At 72.1% G+C, this 17,649-nt stretch carries 15 protein-coding genes; 8 read left to right on the top strand and 7 right to left on the bottom strand.

Annotation, left to right across the window (positions count from 1 at the left end; all coding sequences use genetic code 11):
- Positions 1 to 769: 769 nt before the first annotated feature.
- Complete coding sequence (locus FYW99_RS00075; protein ID WP_150248488.1) at positions 770 to 1,891, top strand: CapA family protein; 1,122 nt, start codon at positions 770 to 772, stop codon at positions 1,889 to 1,891.
- 59 nt (positions 1,892 to 1,950) lie between these two features.
- On the opposite strand, the gene add is transcribed toward FYW99_RS00075, so the two are convergent.
- The gene (gene add, locus FYW99_RS00070; RefSeq protein ID WP_150248485.1) at positions 1,951 to 3,009 is read right to left on the bottom strand and encodes an adenosine deaminase; all 1,059 of its coding nucleotides are present in this window, start codon (positions 3,007 to 3,009) and stop codon (positions 1,951 to 1,953) included.
- Positions 3,010 to 3,172: 163 nt separating this feature from the next.
- Here add and FYW99_RS00065 point away from each other — a divergent pair, with 163 nt between their 5' ends.
- Entirely contained in the window at positions 3,173 to 3,778 is a 606-nt protein-coding gene (locus tag FYW99_RS00065; RefSeq protein ID WP_223838587.1) for a hypothetical protein, read from the top strand.
- Positions 3,779 to 4,018: 240 nt separating this feature from the next.
- Here the strand turns inward: FYW99_RS00065 and FYW99_RS00060 are convergent, their stop codons facing one another.
- The gene (locus FYW99_RS00060; protein ID WP_150248480.1) at positions 4,019 to 5,476 is read right to left on the bottom strand and encodes an aldehyde dehydrogenase (NADP(+)); all 1,458 of its coding nucleotides are present in this window, start codon (positions 5,474 to 5,476) and stop codon (positions 4,019 to 4,021) included.
- Between the two features lie 402 nt (positions 5,477 to 5,878).
- Between FYW99_RS00060 and FYW99_RS00055 the strand changes: the two genes are divergently transcribed.
- The 3 genes from FYW99_RS00055 (at position 5,879) to FYW99_RS00045 (ending at position 8,167) form a co-directional block, all read left to right on the top strand.
- Positions 5,879 to 6,469, top strand: coding sequence for a TetR/AcrR family transcriptional regulator (locus FYW99_RS00055; RefSeq protein WP_150249768.1), 591 nt, complete (start codon positions 5,879 to 5,881; stop codon positions 6,467 to 6,469).
- A complete protein-coding gene (locus tag FYW99_RS00050) occupies positions 6,463 to 7,332 on the top strand; it encodes an alpha/beta hydrolase family protein (protein ID WP_150248477.1) in 870 nt (289 codons plus the stop codon). The genes FYW99_RS00055 and FYW99_RS00050 overlap by 7 nt, the downstream gene beginning before the upstream one ends.
- A gap of 211 nt (positions 7,333 to 7,543) precedes the next feature.
- Positions 7,544 to 8,167: an HD domain-containing protein gene (locus FYW99_RS00045; RefSeq protein WP_017563491.1), complete on the top strand. Its 624-nt coding sequence runs from the start codon at positions 7,544 to 7,546 to the stop codon at positions 8,165 to 8,167.
- An 82-nt stretch (positions 8,168 to 8,249) separates the two neighbouring features.
- Here the strand turns inward: FYW99_RS00045 and FYW99_RS00040 are convergent, their stop codons facing one another.
- The 3 genes from FYW99_RS00040 to FYW99_RS00030 form a co-directional block, all read right to left on the bottom strand.
- Entirely contained in the window at positions 8,250 to 9,008 is a 759-nt protein-coding gene (locus FYW99_RS00040; RefSeq protein ID WP_150248474.1) for a sulfite exporter TauE/SafE family protein, read from the bottom strand.
- 233 nt (positions 9,009 to 9,241) lie between these two features.
- Positions 9,242 to 10,165: an SPFH domain-containing protein gene (locus tag FYW99_RS00035; RefSeq protein ID WP_150248471.1), complete on the bottom strand. Its 924-nt coding sequence runs from the start codon at positions 10,163 to 10,165 to the stop codon at positions 9,242 to 9,244.
- Positions 10,166 to 10,566: 401 nt separating this feature from the next.
- Positions 10,567 to 11,352, bottom strand: coding sequence for an ABC transporter ATP-binding protein (locus tag FYW99_RS00030; RefSeq protein ID WP_017563494.1), 786 nt, complete (start codon positions 11,350 to 11,352; stop codon positions 10,567 to 10,569).
- Positions 11,353 to 11,408: 56 nt separating this feature from the next.
- Between FYW99_RS00030 and FYW99_RS00025 the strand changes: the two genes are divergently transcribed.
- Positions 11,409 to 12,191, top strand: coding sequence for a hypothetical protein (locus tag FYW99_RS00025; protein ID WP_150248468.1), 783 nt, complete (start codon positions 11,409 to 11,411; stop codon positions 12,189 to 12,191).
- Between the two features lie 116 nt (positions 12,192 to 12,307).
- On the opposite strand, the gene FYW99_RS00020 is transcribed toward FYW99_RS00025, so the two are convergent.
- Positions 12,308 to 13,894 (bottom strand): serine hydrolase domain-containing protein, encoded by a 1,587-nt coding sequence (locus FYW99_RS00020; protein WP_150248465.1) that lies wholly within the window; start codon positions 13,892 to 13,894, stop codon positions 12,308 to 12,310.
- Positions 13,895 to 14,278: 384 nt separating this feature from the next.
- On the opposite strand from FYW99_RS00020, the gene FYW99_RS00015 reads away from it, so the two are divergent.
- Together FYW99_RS00015 and serB are read left to right on the top strand one after the other, a co-directional pair.
- Positions 14,279 to 14,932: a DUF1707 SHOCT-like domain-containing protein gene (locus tag FYW99_RS00015; RefSeq protein WP_150248462.1), complete on the top strand. Its 654-nt coding sequence runs from the start codon at positions 14,279 to 14,281 to the stop codon at positions 14,930 to 14,932.
- A gap of 101 nt (positions 14,933 to 15,033) precedes the next feature.
- Entirely contained in the window at positions 15,034 to 16,293 is a 1,260-nt protein-coding gene (serB, locus tag FYW99_RS00010) for a phosphoserine phosphatase SerB (protein ID WP_150248459.1), read from the top strand.
- Positions 16,294 to 16,524: 231 nt separating this feature from the next.
- Here serB and FYW99_RS00005 read toward each other — a convergent pair whose 3' ends face one another.
- Entirely contained in the window at positions 16,525 to 17,361 is an 837-nt protein-coding gene (locus FYW99_RS00005) for a CPBP family intramembrane glutamic endopeptidase (protein ID WP_150248457.1), read from the bottom strand.
- Positions 17,362 to 17,649 lie beyond the last annotated feature (288 nt).

The raw sequence follows: 17,649 nt of genomic DNA, 5'->3' as shown, positions 1-17,649 counted from the left end.
GGCGTTTTCGGGAAATACGCTTCCCCAGTATAAGTACAGCCCGCAACGAGTTTACTACTTGCAGTGATAATAGCAGCTCACAGCGAGCCCACTTGACTACGGACTGCTTATACACACCCACCCAAGGTTGTATCTGGAAAAGAAAATTTTCCCGGTAAACCTCAAAAGCGAACCTACTAAGCAACTTCGCAGATTCGTATCCAGGTCGCCCCCCAGCGCCCAAAACCCTGACAGTTTTTCCTCTTAAGGAAGATAATTCCCTTATGGGATAGAAGTCGGAAAAGAGAGTTCCGCTCGCGGAACCCCGTCAGTGGCGCCGCACCGCCCGGAGGCGCGGACACCGGGGCCACGGCCGCCGCGACCACGGCCGCCGGGGTCGCAACCGCCGGAGGTGAGGCCCCTGGGGTCGCGGCCTCCGGGGCCGCGCCCACCAGAAGAGGTACGTGCTGCTTGTCACCCTTGAGCACGATTCTCTTCAGCCCCAGGGGATCCAGGAATCCCATAAGCCTCTGACCTCACCAAACACAACAAAAGCGCTGGTCACGCGCGCCTACCCTGGGCCCGACGAACCGTCGACACCCGTCGACACCCGTCGGCACCCGGACTCGGCGCCGTGCCCGCGTGGTAGGGGCACGAACACCCGTGGTCATCGCCGGTGACGGATCGGAACACCCGGTTCCCTCCAGCCATGAAGGCCAACCGGAAATGTGTGATGTGCGTCCCATTACCAGGACATGCCGCCCGTTTCCCCCGCCCCACTGGAGCATGCATGCAACCCGTACCCCCGCGTCCCCGCACGCGCAAGACGGCCGGTGCCGCGGCACTGACCCTCGTCCTCCTCACGGCCTGTTCCTCGGGCACCGGGGCGCCGGGGCAGTCCGGGAGCACGGTCGCTCCCACCGAAGAGGACACGGCCTCTCCGTCGCCCGGCGCGGGGCCCGGGGCCTCGGAGCCCTTCACCATCGCCTTCGGCGGTGACGTGATGTTCGAGGGCATGCTCGAACCGGTCCTGGCCACCCCCCGGAGCGCCCTCGCACCGATCGCGCAGCAGCTCTCGGCCGCCGACCTGGCCATGGTCAACCTGGAGACCGCGGTCACCCAGGGCGGCGCCCCGGCCCCCGACAAGACGTACGCGTTCCGCGCGCCCGCCACCGCCCTGGAGGCCCTGGACGCCGCCGGGGTGGACGTGGCCACCATCGCCAACAACCACGGCATGGACTACGGCGTGGACGGGCTGGCCGACACCCTGGCCAACGGCGAGGCCTCACCCGTGTCGCTGGTCGGCGCCGGGCGCGACGCCGAGGAGGCGTACACGCCCCACGTCGCCGAGGTCAACGGTCAGAGCGTCGCCCTGTTCGGCGCCACCGACGTCCTGGACGACCACCTCATGACGGCGTGGACGGCGGGCGAGGGCAAGCCCGGCCTGGCCACCACCAAGGGCGAGATGAGGCAGCGGATGCTCACCGCCGTCTCGGAGGCCGCCGCCGAGTACGACAACGTCGTCGTCTTCCTGCACTGGGGCCTGGAGGGCTCGCACTGCCCGCTCCCGCACGCCCCCGACCTGGCCCGGGAGCTGGTCGACGCGGGCGCGTCCGCCGTCGTCGGCGGCCACGCGCACGTGCTGTCCCCGGGCGGGTTCCTGGGCGACTCGTACGTGCACTACGGGCTGGGCAACTTCGTCTTCTACAACTTCGAGGGCCCCACCGCGGAGACGGGCGTGCTCACCCTCACCTTCGACCAGGGCAGCGTGACCCGGTCGGACTGGGCCCCGGCGCGGATCCAGGGCGGCGTCCCCGTCCCCTACGAGGGCGAGGCCGCCGCGCAGGCCACGCGGACCTGGACGGACATGCGCGCCCAGTGCGGGCTGCCGCTGGCCGACTCCCCCGCCTAGGACCGCGGCGGCCGGTCGCGGGCCCGCACGTCACACCGGCGACGGTTCCGGCCAGGACTCTAGCTGAGCGCCGCGACCTTCGCCGGGTCGACGCCGTGGCGCGCGGCGACCTCACCGATCTCGGCCAGCAGCGCGTGGCGGCGGGCCGCGCCCAGATAGGAGGCGTGCACGCCGTTCGCGGCGAGCCCGACCAGGTCGGCGGCGTCCAGGCCCAGCGCGTGCGCGGCGCGGTACTCGCTGTTCAGGTCGGTGCCGAACATGGTCGGGTCGTCGGTGTTGAGGGTGACCAGCAGACCGGCCTCCAGCATGCGGGGAAGCGGGTGGTCGCCCAGCTCCGCCACGGCGCGGGTGCACACGTTGGAGGTGGGGCTGACGTCCACCGGGATGCGCCCCTCCGCGAGGCGGCCGACCAGCGCCTCGTCGCGCATGGAGTCGATGCCGTGGCCGATGCGCTCGGCGCCGAGCGCGTCCAGGGCCTCGCGCACCCGTTCGGGGCCGCCGTGCTCACCGGCGTGCGGCAGGCTGGCCAGCCCGGCGGCGCGGGCCCTGCCGAACACCCCGGCGTACTGCTCCAGCGGGGTCTCCACGCCTCCGACGCCGAAGCCGACGACGCTGGGCGGCGCGTCGCTCAGGACCGCCTCCACGGTGGCCTCGGCGCTCTCCAGGCCGAAGTCGGCGGGGAAGTCGGGGATCCACCGCAGCTGGATGCCGTGTCGGCTCTCGGCCGCGCGGCGGGCCTCCTCGATGCCGTCGAAGACCACGCGGGCGGGCACCCCGCGCATCAGGTGGGTGTAGAGGCTGACGTGCATCTCGGCGTAGCGCACGTTCTGCGCGGCCAGGCGTTCGGCGACTGCGGAGGCCAGGAGGGCGAAGTCCTGCTCCTCGCGCAGGGTCGCGACCGAGGCCAGGTAGACCTCCACGAAGTGCGGGAAGTCGGTGAAGACGTACCAGTCCCGGAGCGCCTCCAGGGTGTCGGGCACATCGGTGACGCCGTGCCTGCGGGCGAGGTCGAACAGGGTGTCGGCGGGCATCGAACCTTCGAGGTGGACGTGCAGTTCCACCTTGGGCAGGTCGCGGACGAGCGCATCGACGTCGGTGGGCGTGGAGTGGGTGTGCATGGCGACAAGTTACGCGTGCCGGGGGGCCGCCCCAAGCCCCTGCCGGTCAAGTTCACAACCGTCCGTCAGAAGCGGGCCGGGATACGGTGAGGGGGTGCTCCCCCAGCCCCCGCCAAGGTTTCCTCGTCCCCCGTCGGGCCCCGCCGTGTTCCGTGCGCGCAACATGATCCGCGCACAGAACAGTCCGCGTCTCTTCGCCTACCTGGTCTTCGGGATCACCCTCCTGGTCCTCTGGCTGGTCTGCCTGATCCCGACCGCCCACTTCACGAACACCTCCGCGCAGTTCCTGACCTACTCGGGTGTCGGGCTGGTCCTGGTCGTCGGGGCGACCGTGCTCATCGGTGAACTGGCCGCCGGGGAGACGCGCGTACTCGTCCGCGGTAACCCCCTCCCCGCCGACGCCGACCCGGTACGCGTGGCGGTGGCCGAACGGCTGGTGGCGTGGGGAGCGCTGGGGCCCGACCCCGAGGCCAACCGGCTGGCCCGGACCCTGGCCGACCAGGAGGCGCGCAAGCTCGAAGTGCGTCACCCACGTGCCTGGCAGGCCTTTCTGGCGGCGGCCTCGGTGGGCGTGGTGGTCATGACCGCCCGAACCCTGGTGGTGGAGGGCCTCACCCCGGTGACCGCTCCCGAGGTCGCGGTTCACTCCCTCATCGCCGTCTTCTGCCTGTGGGCCGCCTGGCGGCATCCGGCCGACGCGGCCGGGAGACGGCGCCGGGCCGAGGCGGTCCGCGACGCCTACGACCACCACGCCGCCGGAGGACGGTAGCCCCAGGACCCGCTCACCGCGTCCCCGGCGACTCCGCGCACGACGCGCCGCCCCTCCAAGGGGGCGGCCGGCACGTCCCCCGGCGTGTTTCTCCGTCCCTGTGACAACCCGGGAGACCGGGCCCCGCCACACACGAACCCCCGAAGCCGCGTCCGGCACGTCCGCGGTCGGCCCACGCGACGATGCGCCCCGCGGGCACGGCACCGGCCGGGCGCGTCCGCCGACGCGCCCGGCGGGCGGTCAGGCGGAGGGCGCGGCGCCGTTCACGCGGCGCGGCACGCCCAGCGGGTTGTCGTCGCGCAGTTCCCGGGGCAGCAGCGACTGCGGGACCGACTGGTAGGTGACCGGGCGCAGGAAGCGCCGGACCGCGGTGGTGCCCACCGACGTGTGCAGCGGCGCGGTGGTGGCCGGGTAGGGGCCGCCGTGGGTCATGGCGTAGGTGACCGCCACCCCGGTCGGCCAGCTGTTCCAGAGCACCCGTCCGGCCAGGGAGGCGCCCAGCGCCAGCAGCGCGGGCGCGATCTCGTCGTCCTCCTCGCCGTGCACGGTCACGGTGAGCTGGCCGCCGAACACCCCGGCCGCCTCCAGCAGCCGCCGCTCGTCGGGGTAGGTGACCACGAGCGTCGCCGGGCCGAAGCACTCCTCCAGGAGGGTCTCGGCGTTCTCCAGCAGGGAGTCCAGGTCGGTGCGCAGCAGGGACGGGGTCCAGTCGTCACCGGTGCGCACGCCCTGGACCAGCACCTCGGTGGCCGGGTGGGCGCTCAGGGCGTCCAGCCCGCGCACGAAGCCCTCGGAGACCCGCTCGTTGAGCAGCGGAGCCGCGGCACGCGCGCCGAAGTCGGCGACGAGGGCGTCGAGCTTGGTCTCCTCCGGCACGAACAGCACGCCGGGCTTGGTGCAGAACTGGCCCGATCCCATGGTGGCCGAGTCCGCGTACCCGCCCAGGATCTCGTCGCCGCGCGCGGCGGCGGCCCCGCGGGTGACGAACACCGGGTTCACGCTGCCGAGCTCCCCGTAGAAGGGGATCGGGTCGGGACGCGAGGCCGCCAGGTCGAACAGGGCCCGCCCGCCGGGGATGGACCCGGTGAAGCCCACGGCCCGGGTGAGCGGGTGGGTGACCGCGCGTTTGCCCGTCTCCACCCCCTCCACCAGGGCGAAGCTGCCCTCGGGCGCTCCGGCGCCGTCGAGCGCCGCGACCACCGTCTCGGCTGTGCGCCGGGCGAGCCTCAGGTGCCCGGGATGGGCCTTGACGACCACGGGGCACCCGGCGGCCAGGGCGGAGGCGCTGTCGCCTCCGGCCGTGGCGAACGCGAACGGGAAGTTGCTCGCCCCGAACACCACCACCGGCCCGAGCGGGACCAGCAGGCGGCGCACGTCCGGGCGAGGGGTGCCCCAGTCGGGGTCGGCCGGGTCCACGGCGGCCTCCAGGTAGGAGCCCTCCTCCAGGACCTCGGCGAACAGGCGCAGCTGGAAGGTGGTGCGGCCCAGCTCCCCTCGGCAGCGCGCCTCGGGGTAGTGCGCCTCCTCCATCGCGATCGGCACGAGCTCGTCGGCCGCGCCGTCCAGGGCGTCGGCGACGGCCCGCAGCAGTCCGGCGCGCTCGCCCGGAGTGAGGGCGGCCAGGAGCGGCGCCGCCGCGGCGGCCCGTTCCATGACGGCGTCGAGTTCCTCCGGCGTGGTGTCCGGGGCGGTGGTCATGGCTCTCAGCCTCCAGGAGGGTGTGTACGCTGCGTCGGCCCTGATACAACCATGCCAGAGCCGATCAGGAAAGCGCTATCCAGACAGGGTGCGTCCTCCGCACTCACAGCGACCGGCAGTCCCGTCCGGGGCTCCCGCCGCTCCGGACCGCTGACCGCGCCCTCGGGAGGGGCGGCGGAACGAAACTGGAATTTCCCCGGAACCAGGTGATTCCGGAAAGGCATCATAGGGACTGTGACGACAAACTCCCGAAGCTCAACGCCCCCGCGGTCACGACGGTCCCCAGACAGCACGGGGAGCGACCACGCGTCACGCGAGGACCGTGGACGAGCCAGCGTCGCCCACGACGAACTCGCCTTCGCGCAGGCGCCGCTGCGGAGGCTGCCCGCCCAGCAGCGCAGCATGCTCAGGGTCCAGCGCATGCTCGACTGCTGCGCCGAACTCCTCGACGAGGTCGGCTACGACAACCTCTCCACGACCAGGATCGCCGAGCGCGCCGGGGTCGCCATCGGTTCCGTCTACCAGTTCTTCCCGGACAAGAAGGCCATCACCCAGGCCCTCGGGCTGCGCTTCCTCGACCAGTTCGGCGCGCGTGTCACCGAGCGCCTCGCCGACGCCTCCTTCAGCCACTGGACCCTGGCCGTGGACGCGGTGGTCGACGAGTACATCGACATGCACCGCCACGTGCCCGGCTTCCGCAGCCTGCACTTCGGTGACATCGTCGACACACGCCTCCTCAACGGAGGAACCGACAACAACCGCGTCATCTCCATCCGCCTGCGCAGGATCATCGTCTCTGTCACAGGCATCCCCGACAATGACGAACTGGACCGGGCCGTCAACGTCGCCGTCGAGGCCGCGGACGCCGTGCTCAAGCTCGCCTTCCGCGACGACCCCGAGGGCGACCCTGCCCTCGTCCGCGAGGCCAAGCACCTGGTCAGCAGTTACCTGTCCCACTTCTCCCAACGCAACGGAGGCGACCATCCGTGGTAGCCGACGCCGGCACCCTCTCCCGACCCGTCACCGGAACGGCCTCCGGAGTGCCCTTCCTGGCCCTGCCGCCCGCCAGCGGTGACGTCCCGGCCCCGCTCGTCCTGGGCCTGCACGCCTTCGAGCCGCCCCGGGCCGAGGCCGCCCTGGCCGGAACCGTGCCCATGGCCCCGCTCCCGGCCTGGCGGGTCTACCTGGGCCTGCCCCTGTTCGGGGCCCGGCTCCCCGAGGGCGGCATCGCCGAGATCAACCGGCGCGGCGAGCGCGACTACCTCGTCGAGCTGTTCGGCCCGGTGGTCGAGGAGGCCGCGGCCGAACTCCACCGCGTCACCGCCGAACTGCGCGCCGCCTTCCCCGTGACCGACGTCCCCGTCGGGCTGGTCGGCGTGGGCGCCGGAGCCGCGGCCGTGCTGCTCACCCTGGCCGAGGGGCGGCTGCCCGTGGGCGCCGCCGCCGTCGTCAACCCGGTCGTGGACCCCGCCCTGGTCATCGCCGCGCGGGAGCGGCGCACGGGCACGGCCTACGAGTGGACCGAGCAGGCCCGCAGCACCCGCGGCTGGCTGGACTTCGGCGACCGCGCCGAGGAGGTCTCCCGCGACCGCGTCCCCCTGCTCGTCGTCAGCGGGGGCCGGGACGAGGTCGTGCCCCCCGAGCACGGCCGGACGCTGCACGACGCCGTGGCGGCCCACGCACCCGAGCATGCGCTCCGTCACATCGTGGTCCCCGACCTGGCCCACGCCATCGGTCCGGAGCCGGGCCTGCGCCCCGGCCCGCTCACCCCGGCCGGGGTCCTCACCGACCGGGCGCTGACCGAGTGGTTCCACCAGCACCTCAGCTCTTCCGCCCAGGTCCGGACGGCCGGATAGGCGCTCCGGCGGGTCCTGCCGGGCGCTCCGACCGCACCCCGGCCCGGCGTGAAACCCGCCGTTCACCGGGTGCACCCTGGCGCCTCCTCCCGCGTCCCCTTGACGGACGCCGCCGCGACAGCTGGTGCGCGTTCCATGGGATCATCCAGGGGCGGCCGCACCGAGCGGCCCACCTGACCGTTTCGACTCATCCTTCAGGAGGGCGAACCACGTGACGGAACCGGCACCGGTCTTTGCCAGCGGGGTCGACAACGAGCGGTTGAACGCGCAGCTCCGCTTCCTCCTGGAAGTCGACAAACTCAAGCGCATCCTGCGGCAGTCCCTCCTGGTGGACGGCTCCCGGCGGGAGAACTCGGCCGAGCACTCCTGGCACCTGGCCCTGTCAGCACGCACCTTCGCCGAGTACGCGCCGGAGGGCACCGACATCGACCGCGTCGTCGAGATGCTGGTTCTCCACGACATCGTCGAGATCGACGCCGGGGACACCTTCCTCTTCGACACCGTCAACTCCCGGACCCAGGCGGAGCGCGAGCGCGCCGCGGCCGACCGCATCTTCCCCCTCCTGCCCGAGGACCAGGCCGAGCGGGCCCGCGAGCTGTGGGAGGAGTTCGAGGCGCGCGCCACCGCCGAGGCGCGGTTCGCCCGCGCGGTCGACCGGCTCTCGCCCATGCTCGCCAACTGGCACAACGAGGGCGGCACGTGGGTGCGCTTCGGGATCACCCGGGCGCAGGTGATGGAGAAGGTCAAGCTGATCCAGGAGGGGTCGGAGGCGCTGGGCGCCTACGCGACCGCCCTGGTGGACGACGCCGACCGCCGCGGGTACTTCCGGACCTGAGCTGCGGGGTCCGGCGCGAAGCCCCCTCGCGGGACACCGCGGAGGGCGCCGCGGGGCCCGTGCGGGGCCCGGTGCCGCGGGGTCAGACCCGGCCCATGAGGATCTGGACCGCGGCGGACAGACCCACGAGCACCAGGCACACCCGCAGGGCGGCCGGGCTGAGCTTGCGCCCGAACCTCCCGCCCAGGTAACCGCCGACGATCGTCCCGCAGGCGATGAGGCCGACCACCGGCCAGGCGGGCTCGGCCAGGATGATGTAGAACACCGACGCCGTGGTGTTGACGATGGTGGCGAGCATGTTCTTCAGCGCGTTGAGCCGCTGGAGCTCCTCGTCCAGGGCGGTGCCCAGGATGCCCATGAGGATGATCCCCTGGGCGGCGGCGAAGTAGCCGCCGTAGGCACCGGTCGCGTAGGCGCCCAGCGGCAGCAGCGGACCGCCGTCCTTGTGGGCGGGCCTGCGCGAGCGGACCCACCGGGTGATCCGCGGCTGGAGGACGATCAGCACGCAGGCGAAGCCGATCATGAACGGCACCACGGCCTCGAACACGCCCGGGGGCAGGTAGATCAGCAGCAGGGCGCCGGTCACCGCGCCGAGGAAGGACATGCTGCCCAGCCGGAGGATGCGGGCGCGCTGGCCCGCCAGCTCCCGGCGGTAGGCGATGGTGCCGCTGAGCGTCCCGGGGGCCAGGCCGATGCTGTTGGAGACGGTCGCGGTGATCGGCGGGTAGCCGAGCGCCAGGAGCACGGGGAAGGTGAACAGCGTCCCCGACCCCGCGATGGCGTTGATCCCGCCGGCCGCCACACCGGCGAGAAGGATGACCGCCGCCTCCCAGAGTTCCATCCGCCCAGCTCTCCCTGTCCGCCCCCGAGGGTCGAGGGCGACAACAGACTACGAGAGCGGGTCATCGGATGATCATGCCGGGATGCGCGGAGGGCCTGAGCCCGGTCCAGTACCGGGCTCAGGCCCTCGCGGCCCGGCCCTCCGTCGGCCGGTCCGGCACCCGGGGACCGGCCGACGGGGCGGATCCCCCGTTCAGGGGGCAGCGCGCCCGGGTGCCGAACGGCGGAGCCGGGTCAGGGTGCCCGGACCACGTCGTCGCGCAGCCGGTCGAACGCGGCGCCGACCCCCTTGAGGGCCTGGCCCATCTCGGCCGGGACGATCCACACCTTGTTGGCGTCGCCTTGGGCGATCTCCGGCAGCTTCTGGAGGTAGTGGTAGGCCAGCACGTCCGGGTCGACCCGGCTGGTGTGCAGGGCCTTGAACACCATGTGGATGGCGTCGGCCTCGCCGCGGGCCCGGGTGGTCTGGGCCTCGGCGTCGGCCTTGGAGGTGAGCGCCTGCGCCTCGGCCGCGCCCCTGGCCCGCAGCACCGCCGCCGAGCGCTCGCCCTCGGCGCGCAGGACCGCGGACTGCTTCTCGCCCTCGGCGCTGAGCAGCTGGGCGCGCTTCTCCCGGTCGGCGCGCATCTGCATCTCCATCGCCTCCTGCACGGAGGACGGCGGCTCGATGCCCTTGAGCTCGATGCGGCTGATCTCGATGCCCCAGTCCCTGGTGGCCTCGTCCAGCACGGCCTTCAGCTCGCGGTTGATCGCGTCGCGGGAGGTGAGCGTTCCCTCCAGGTTCATACCGCCGATGACGTTGCGCAGCGTGGCCAGGGTCAGCTGCTCGACGGCCTGGATGAAGTTGGCCACCTCGTAGGTGGCCCGGTAGGCGTCCACGACCCTGATGTAGACCGCCGAGTCGACCTCGACCGCGAGGTTGTCCTCGGTGATGGCCGACTGCGGCGGGAAACTCACGACCTGGACGCGGCGGTCGATGCGCTCGCGCACGTGGTCCACGCCGGGGACGACGATGTTGAAACCCGAGCTCAACGTCCGGTGGAACTTACCGAAACGCTCGACGACGTCCTCCATCGAGTGCGGAACGATACGCACGCTCCGCCAGAAGACGAGCAGCAGAACCGCGACGAAAAGCGCCACGATGATGATCATGGTCATGGGACCGCCCCGGTTTCCGGACGGAGGGCGTCATTCGGTATCGGCATCTGGGCAGCTCCGGATCTCCTGACGGGGGTGACAGGCGGGCACGGACCGCGCCCGGCGGCCCCGCCCACCCGAAGATCATAAAGCGCGCCGAAATGGAGCGATCCGCTCACCGTTCGCTGACGCTACCCCATATGCGCCGGGGCGACCACATCCGGACAGAAACGCTGTTTATGGTCAATACATTTGCTTCGTTAACGCAATCCAATAAGAGGGAATCAGTCCTCGGAGTGCTCATGCTCCCGGACGAAGCACGTGCTCAGCGGCCGGGGTCCGGTCGCCCGGGACTTCGGGCGCAACGCCCGCCCGGACGGCCTCCGGCGCCCCGTGCCCCGAGCGCCCCGTGCCACGAGAGCTCAGACGGCCCGGGCGCTCCAGCGGTCCCCGTCCCTCTCCACCTTCAGCGCGAGCCCGAAGGTCTCCGACAGGTGGTCCGCGGTCAGGACCCCGTCGATCGGACCGGCCTGCACCACCGAGCCCCCGCGCAGCAGCAGGGCGTGCGTGGTCCCGGCGGGGATCTCCTCCACGTGGTGGGACACCACCACCAGCGCGGGCGCGGCCTCGTTGCGGGCCAGGCTTCCCAGACGGCGCACCAGGTCCTCCCGGCCGCCCAGGTCCAGCCCGGCGGCGGGCTCGTCCAGGAGCAGCAGCTCGGGGTCCGACATCAGCGCGCGGGCGATGAGCACGCGCTTGCGCTCGCCCTCGGAGAGGGTGTGGAACCGGCGGTCGGCCAGGTCGCCGACGCCCCAGTGACCCAGCAGGGCGCGGGCGCGGCCGTAGTCCGGGTTCCCGTACTCCTCGCGGAAGCGGCCCACGTAGCCGTAGGCGGCGCTCAGCACGATGTCGAGGACCTCGGTGCCCTCCTCGATCCGCGACGCCACCGAGGCGCCCGCGTAACCGATGAGCGGACGCAGCTCGAACACGTCCACCCGGCCCAGCCGCTCGCCGAGGATCTCCACCTCCCCCGCGGTCGGATGCGTCTGGCTGTAGGCCACGTTGAGCAGTGTGGTCTTGCCCGCACCGTTGGGGCCGAGGACGACCCAGCGCTCGCCCTCCAGGACCGTCCAGTCCACCCCGTCCAGCAGATGGGCGTCGCCCCTCCGCACCGTGACCCCGCTCAGGCCCAGAACACGCCCGTCCATCGTCCTCCCTCACGTCACGTCCCACGCCGGTGCACGGGCCGCCCTACCCTGAAGCAATGCATCTCTCGTCCGCACCACTCGTCGCCTGGGGCAACGCCTGGCTGTCCGGACACGTCGGCCTCGACGAGGCCGTCGACGCCGTCGAGCGGCGCGGTGGTCCCAACCTGATCGGGACAGTACCGGCTGTGGACCTGCCCTTCGACAGCGGCGTACCGCTGCGGACCGCGCTGTCACGGCTTCGCGGCCTGGGGCTGTCCGCCTTCCGGTTGGCCCTGCCCACCTGGGGCGATCCCCTCGGCCTGGTGGGCCCCAAGGAGCTCAACCAGGCCGCCGTCGAAGCGCGGGAGGGGGTGCTGGTGCGGCTCGCCGACCGGCAGGTGGGCCTGGTGCCCTCCGCCGACCGGCGTGGTTCATCCTATGTGGGCGTTTCGTGGACACCGTATCCGGCGAACGACGCGCTGCCGCAGGTACCCGGCCTGGCCGAGGCGGAGCAGGCACTCAAGCTCGCCCTCATCGAGGCCGCCCGGGCGATGGAGGGCGTGGACGACGTCGCGCCGTTCGCACCGGACGTGCACCGCCAGCTGGGCGGACTGGACGGCGGCGGTCCGTCGTCGCTGGCACGCGGGTACCCGCCGCGGGCGCACCGGGTGGCGGAGCAGGCGGGACGGCTGGCCAGGGTGGTGGAGCTGGCCGAGCCGTCGTCGGGACGGGGGCTGACCGCCCACCAGGCGACGACCCGCTCCGAGGGGCTGCGGAGGCTGGACGCGGCGGTGCGCCGGGCCCTGGTGGCCGCGCACGGGGCGATCGACCTGTCCGACCGGGGTGTGCCGGGGCGCTGAGCGGGCCCGGGAGCCGTCGGGCCGCCGCGGGGCCCCTGTCCGGGAGCGGCCCGGAGAGCCGGGACGGCCGGGCCGGCCCCGGCCCCCGGGAGCGGGGAACCGGGACGCCCGGGCGCTCAGTCCGAGGCGCGCTCCGCTTGCCCGCCGGTGCCGCCGCTCCCGCGGCGCACCGCCACCAGACGGACGACGCGGACCGAGGCGACCACAGCGCAGGCCAGGGCGAGCAGGAGAAGGGCCACCCAGAACGACGTGAACAGGTAGGGCACCTGGAACCACGCCACGTCCCTGCCCCGGTAGAGCCATCCGACCACCTCGTGCAGGACAGCCAGCAACAGCGGCGGCACGGCGTAGGGCAGCAGGCGCGCCGACACGGCCCACCACGGGCGGCCCCCGCGCGCACGGGCCCAGCCGCCCGCGCGCCTGACGCCCCGCCAGGCCAGCGGCACGGCGGCGGCGGCGCCCAGGGCGAGCAGGACGGCGTCCGTGACCAGCATCGCCGTTCCCGTCGGCGGTGCGGGCGCCCGTCCGGAGTCGATCAGCTCCACGAGCGCGCCCGCCAGGGCTGGGGCGCCGCTGCCCTCCGATCCGCTGTTGGCCATGACCGCCACACCGTGGCCGCTGTCGGGCAGCAGCGCCTGATGCGCGGTGGCGGTGAGCAGGTTGCCGCTGTGCTCGACCACCGGTGCTCCCGAACCGGTCTCGTCCAGCGACCACCCCAGGGCGTAGGAGCCCTCGGAGACCGACGAGGGGGTGTGCAGGGCCTCGACGCCCTCCTCGGACAGGATCCGGACGCCGCCCGGCCCCCGTCCGCCGTTGTTGTGGGCGACGAGCCACGCGCCCATGTCCGCGGCGGTGCTGATGACGCCGCCCGAGCCGTTGCCGAACCCGGGGGGTTCGTCCGCCGGGAACGAGCGGCCGAGCACGCTGATGTGGCCGCGCGCGCTGGGCGGCAGGTCGAGGTCGGTGTCGATGGTGGTGCTGTCGTCCATCCCCAGCGGGGAGAGGACCCGCTCGTCCAGGTAGTCGGCGAAGGACCGTCCGCTGACCACCTCGACCAGGCGGGCGGCGACCTGGAAGTTGGGGTTGTGGTACTCCCACCGCGTGCCGGGTTCGGCGGCCAGACCGGCGTCGCGCAGGTCCTCGACGGACTGGCGCAGGGTGAGCGTGCTCCGGCCCCGGCTGTAGGAGCCGAACTCGGAGTCGGACATGCCGGAGGTCTGGTCGAGCAGTTGGCGGACGGTGATCCGTGCCGCGCGGGGGTCGGCCATCGTGAACCCGGGCAGGTGCTCCCGCACCGGGTCGTCCAGGCCGAGCTCTCCCGCCTCGGCCAGCTGGAGGACCGCCAGCGCGGTGAAGGACTTGCTCACCGAGGCCACTGCCATGGGCGTGTGCTCGGTGACGGGTTCCCCGCCGGGTGTCGTGCCGTATCCCTCCGCGTGGACGACCTCCGTGCCGTGGGTCAGGACCACCGCCGCGCCGGGGAGGCCGGTGGCCTCCCGGTACTCCTCCACGAGGGCGTCAACGGCCGTGGGGGACGGGGAGCGCGGGGGTTCGGCGGAGGCGGGTGCCGCGTACAGGAGCAGCAGGGCGGATGCTCCCAGGGCGCAGAGGACGCGGGGACCACGGCGTGGACCCGCTCCCGGACCCGGGTCCGGGAGCGGGTCTGGGTCTGGGCGCGGGAGTGGGCGTGGGTCTGGAGACATGCGGCCACGCTAGGGAGGGCGGTGGGGCGTCCTCCATGGTGTGGACCTCGGACCTCTCCTGGGGTCCCCGCCACCGGGGCCCTGCGGTACGCACCACCCCGTGGTCCCGGGCCCGGGACCTGGGACCGGCCCGGTCCTGGCACGCGGGCACCGCCTCCGGTTCCGGTCGGACGCGGAGGCCTGATCAGGGACGGGGCGGGGGTTGTTCCGCGCGCCCGCACGGGCCACTCTGGAGGAGGGAAAGGACACCCTGGGACGGGAAGCGGGATTCTCGGGGTAGGGCCAGGGACGTTACCTGATCCCGTGGAGGCGGAGAATGCCGATACTGGGTGTGTGGCAGGCCGGACCCCCGGCCCCACGGAAGGAACGAGGAGACCCGTCATCATGCAGCCCGAGCACATCCGAGCCTCCGACGCGGACCGGGACAAGGTTGCCGAGCGGCTGCGCGAGGCCCTGGCCGAGGGGCGCCTGTCCCCGGTCGAGCACGAGGAGCGTCTGGACACCCTCTACAGGGCCAAGACCGTGGGCGAACTCGGCCCCATCGTGGAGGACCTGCCCGTGCCCGGCCACGGGTACGACTACGCGTCGATGGAACGGCGTTCCGACGAGCCCAGCGGCATGGAGATCCTGGGCAGCGAGGCGCGCGACCTGGCCGGACAGAGCAAGGGCTCGGAGAACCTGGTCGCGGTGTTCGGCGGCTGCGAGCGCAAGGGCCGCTGGCTGGTCGAGCCGCGCACGAACGTGTCCGTGCTGTGCGGCGGCGTGGAACTGGACCTGCGCGAGGCGGTGCTCAGCCAGCACGAGGTGACCATCCAGGTCGCGGTGATCATGGGCGGGGTGGAAATCACCGTGCCCCACGGGGTGAGGGTGATCAACAACACGTCCTCGATCCTGGGCGGCGCCGACATGCACGGAACGGACCAGGTCACCGACCCGAACGCCCCGGTCGTCCGTCTGACCGGGACGTGCATGCTGGGCGGGGTGGACATCAAGGCCAAGGGGCCCAAGCGAAAGAAGAAGAGTCGGAAGGACAGGTGACGTACGTCGCGCCTCCAGCTGTCCACATAGTGAACTAGCTGGGAAAAGGGTCAGCCCTGCGCGACGCCCCTCCGGGGCGGCCGAGTACCGTGGACAACGCCATGAACGATAAATCCACGCTGTTGGTGACGGTGACCGGCCACGACCGTCCGGGCATCAGTGCCCGTTTTCTGAGCACCCTCTCCGTCTTTCCGGTGACCATCGCCGATCTGGAACAGGTGGTCCTCGCGGGCCGCCTCGTGCTGGGCGCGGTCCTGGAGGTGGACGAGCGGGTGGCTCCCGGTGTGAGCCCCGCGCGGGTCTTCGAGGAGGTCCGCAGCGCGCTCGACAAGACCGCCATCGACCTCGACATGGAGGTCGGCTACGGCAAGGGCGGCGGGAAGGACAACGGCCGTGTGAAGGCGGTCGTCCACGACCGCCTGCACGTGACCGTCCTGGCCGACCCGCTGCGGCCCGGCGCCCTGGGCGCCCTCACGTCGTGCATCGCGCGCGCAGGCGCGAACATCGACCGGATCGAGCGGCTGTCCAGCTTCCCGGTGACCTCCGTGGAGATGGAGATCTCCGGCGGCGACGTCGACCAGCTGCGCGCCGAACTCGCCATGGAGGGGGCCACCCAGGGGGTGGACGTGGCCGTGCAGCCCAGCGGCCTGCACCGGCGGGCCAAGCACCTCATCGTCATGGACGTGGACTCCACGCTGATCCAGGGCGAGGTGATCGAGCTGCTGGCCGCGCACGCCGGATGCGCGGACGAGGTCGCCCGGGTCACCGAGGAGGCCATGCGCGGCGATCTGGACTTCGAGGAGTCGCTGCGCCGCCGGGTGATGCTGCTCAAGGGCCTGGACTCCTCCGCCATCCCGAAGGTGTGCGAGGAGATCCAGCTGACGCCGGGTGCCAGGACGCTGGTGCGCACCCTGAAGCGCCTGGGTTACGAGTGCGGGATCGTCAGCGGCGGCTTCACACAGTTCACGGACGTGCTCGTCGAGCGCCTCGGGTTGGACTACGCCGCCGCGAACACCCTGGAGATCGTCGACGGCAAGCTCACCGGTGAGCTGGTGGGGCCGATCATCGACCGCAAGGGCAAGGCGACCACCCTGGAGCGGTTCGCCGCGGAGGCCGGTGTGCCCCTGGAGCAGACCGTGGCCGTGGGCGACGGTGCGAACGACCTGGACATGTTGCAGGCGGCGGGGCTGGGCGTGGCGTTCAACGCCAAGCCGGTCGTACGGCAGCAGGCCGACACCTCGGTGAACGTGCCCTACCTGGACACGATCGCGTTCATCCTCGGGATCACCCGGGAGGAGATCGAGGCCGCGGACATGCGGGGGCAGATCGAACCGGTTTCGAGCCCGGTGCTGCCTGGCTGACGACCCGGGAGCCCTGTGTCCTTCGCCCCCCCGGGGGGCGAAGGACACAGGGCTCCGGAGGACGCGGGGAGCCGGTGAGGGCTGCGGACCGGCGCCCGAGGGACCCGGCGGTCGTTCGGGTCCTGACCCACCCCGTGGCCCGCGCGGGTCGCGCGGCGCGTCAGGCCACCAGGCCGCGGCGGTAGGCGCGGACGACCGCTTGGACGCGGTCTCCGGGGCACCGTGGACCGGTTACAGGGAAGGGGCGGCGGTGGCGTCGACCCCGCCCGCACGCCGGCGGAGGGGCATCAGACGGCCGCGCCGGTGGGCCATCCACATGAACACGATCGTCGCCACCGTGCAGAACAGGATCGAGTACAGGCTTCCCTCGGGCCCGAAGTCGCCGCCGGTGATCAGCATCGGACCCGACAACGTGGTGTCCAGCAGTCCCTGCTGGCTGTCGGTGCCCGAGACCGAGGTGCTGAAGATGGCGGACCCGGCGAGGTTCCAGCCGAAGTGCAGGCCGATCGGCAGCCACAGGCTGCGGGTGGCGACGTAGGCGGCGGTGAGCATGCCCCCGGCCTCGATCGCGATGGCGATGGCGCCCCACATGCTGGCGTGCGGGTTGATCAGGTGCACCAGACCGAACAGCACACCGGTCAGCACCAGCGCGATCCACGTTCCGGTGCGCTCCTCGACGATCCTGAACAGGACGCCGCGCCACATCACCTCCTCACCCACCGCGACCGCGGCCATGAAGCCGAGCAGCCCCAACGCGCCCGTCACCGAGCCCACACCGTTGGCCTGGTAGAACCCGAGGAAGGCGATGTTCGCGATGACGAGCCCGAACAGCCCGACACCGATCAGCGTCCCCAGGCCGGTCGCGGCCACGGCACCCTTCCGGGCGAGCTCCGTGACCTCACGGCGCTCGGTCCGGCGTACCACCCACCTGTAGGCGAGCACCGAAAGCACAGCCGTCAGAACACCGACGGCGATGGTGAGCCACGGGTTCCCCTGTACCGCGGCAAGGCCCTGTCCTCCGATGAGGGCGACCACCGCGACGGCCAGGAACTGCCAAACTATTCTCACGAAAACTCCTTCGCCGGATCCGCGGACGGAGTGCCGCGGCTGCATCGAACACTACGGATCCGGCGGCCGGGAATCGTCACCGTGCAGTGGACACCTGCGCGTAGCTCTCTCGGGGGACAGAACTCGTGAGCGGTCCGGCGATGGTTCTTTCCACACACCCACACCCGCGTTCACAAACGCACAAACACACCCACAAAAAAGAAGGGGCCGCCCCGTAAGACAACCCCTCCCCCCACAAAAAAAGCAGGGGACCGCCCACAGACGATCCCCCACCCTCACAAAAAACCG

Origin of the sequence: Nocardiopsis deserti, assembly GCF_008638355.1 — a bacterium.
GTDB classification, from domain to species: domain Bacteria; phylum Actinomycetota; class Actinomycetes; order Streptosporangiales; family Streptosporangiaceae; genus Nocardiopsis; species Nocardiopsis alborubida.
This window is presented reverse-complemented; position numbering and strand designations above follow the sequence as displayed.